Genomic DNA, 1,746 nt, shown 5'->3' on the forward strand with positions numbered 1-1,746 from the left:
AGGGCGATCTGCGCTTCGTGGCGATCCCGCTCAGCTGAGATCGGCTTCGCCCGAAAATCCAGGGCGTCGGCGGGGAACCGCCGGCGCCCTTTTTCTTTGCAGCGGGTGCAGCGGAGGGGCGGCTACGCCCCGTCGAGCAGCATCGCCAGAGCCACGGCGCCCGCCAGCAGGGCGCACAGGGTGATTACGATGGCGAGGCTGCGCAGGTACTGGCGGAACTCGCCCTGTTTCCATGCGCTGCGTCCCAGCAGTACCAGATACCCCGCCATGGCGGCGACGATGATCTGCCAGCCCATCTTGCCCTCGTCCTGTCTCCGCCGGACGACGGCGGCCGGCAGCCATGCACATGTCCAGCCACAATCGGTCAAAGCCTCGGACAGCCGGCACGCTCCCTCTATATCGAAAGTCTCGCGTCTCCGATCGGGTTATCTGTTGGCATCACCCCGTTGGCGGCATCCGCAGCAGCCCGATGTGAGAAGATTGCGGCATATTCCAATTGGGAACCCTTCTCCTGCGCAAATAAGTGGTGGTTAACGAATCAGTTAATGCCTTTGCGCAAAGCAATGTTCGCTGCTGTGATATCTTTAGATCCGGCAATCCTGGGGAGGCTTTGCGCATATGTCCAATGCGTTCTTCTTTTAACTCCGGAGAGTGGTACCTTGGAACACGACACGGGGGTAACCTCCCCCTAAATAACGGCCTGCCGAAGCTATCGAGAGGTAGTCGCCGAAGCGCCAAAGCGTCGGGACCTTCCTCTCTACAACGGCCCTCAGTATGGCCACGACGTCATGACGATCGACCAAAATTGCGGGAGCGGACGATGGACTCAGTGCGCGCTTTTCTTATCGACTCGAACAAGCTGTTTCGCGAGGGGCTGAAGCGCCTGCTCGACGATTCGCCCTTCCAGATCGTTGCGGAGGCGGGAAACCTGCGGGAGGCGCTGGGGTCGGTTGAAAGCGGCTTGCGGCCGCAACTGGTTCTTCTGGACCTGCAGAACGGTGGCGACGAGGAGGCGGACGGGATGCGCCGGCTGCGCGCCTTTCTGCCGGAAACCCGCATGGTCATCCTGACCAGCGATCTGTGCACCCGTCGTCTGGCCAATGCGCTGGAAGCCGGCGCCGATGGCTACCTGATGAAGGATCTGTCGTCCGATGCGCTGGCACAGTCGCTGAAGCTTGTGATGATGGGGGAGAAGGTGTTCCCGACCCATCTGGCGGCGCTGCTGATCTCCGGCCGCGTCAACGGCAACGGCACCGAGATGCCGGTGTCGCGCAAGGGCCTGTCGCAGCGCGAGGTGCAGATCCTGCGCTGCCTGCTGAACGGCGACAGCAACAAGATGATCGCCAACCACCTGAACATCACGGAAGCCACCGTGAAGGTTCACCTGAAGAGCCTGCTGCGCAAGATCAACGCCTCCAACCGCACCCAGGCCGCCATCTGGGCGTTGAACAACGGCATCGGCGGCGAGCTGGCCGGCGCCAATGTTGTTGCCGCCGCGGCGAACCAGTAGGCAGAGGCCCGTCCATTGCCCCCATCTCCACCTTTCCTGGTCTCAGGGAGGGTGGGGGACGAGGCCGCCATTGCATGACATGGATTGCCCGCCTGAATGAAGGCGGGCTTTTTCATGGAATCAGGTCATTGGATCACACCGGCAGCCGGATCACTGCGCGCAGGCCGCCATAGGGGCTGTCGTCCAGCGTGATGTCGCCGCCGTGGCTGCGCGCCACGTCCCGGGCGATGGTCAGG

The 1,746-nt window shown here is 62.6% G+C and carries 2 protein-coding genes; one reads left to right on the forward strand and one right to left on the reverse strand.

From position 1 onward, the window contains the following. Positions 1-122: 122 nt before the first annotated feature. Positions 123-296: a hypothetical protein gene (locus I71_RS38690; RefSeq protein ID WP_199902084.1), complete on the reverse strand. Its 174-nt coding sequence runs from the start codon at positions 294-296 to the stop codon at positions 123-125. A 524-nt stretch (positions 297-820) separates the two neighbouring features. Between I71_RS38690 and I71_RS01695 the strand changes: the two genes are divergently transcribed. Further along, a complete protein-coding gene (locus I71_RS01695; RefSeq protein ID WP_042689360.1) occupies positions 821-1,510 on the forward strand; it encodes a response regulator transcription factor in 690 nt (229 codons plus the stop codon). The last annotated feature ends 236 nt before the right edge of the window (positions 1,511-1,746 follow it).

Origin of the sequence: Azospirillum sp. B506, assembly GCF_000333595.1 — a bacterium.
Lineage (GTDB): Bacteria > Pseudomonadota > Alphaproteobacteria > Azospirillales > Azospirillaceae > Azospirillum.

Excerpts from the sequence above, each read along its gene's own strand:
- I71_RS38690 (WP_199902084.1), bottom strand. The coding sequence starts at position 296 with ATGGGCTGGCAGATCATCGTCGCCGCCATGGCGGGGTATCTGGTACTG.
- I71_RS01695 (WP_042689360.1), top strand. The coding sequence starts at position 821 with ATGGACTCAGTGCGCGCTTTTCTTATCGACTCGAACAAGCTGTTTCGC.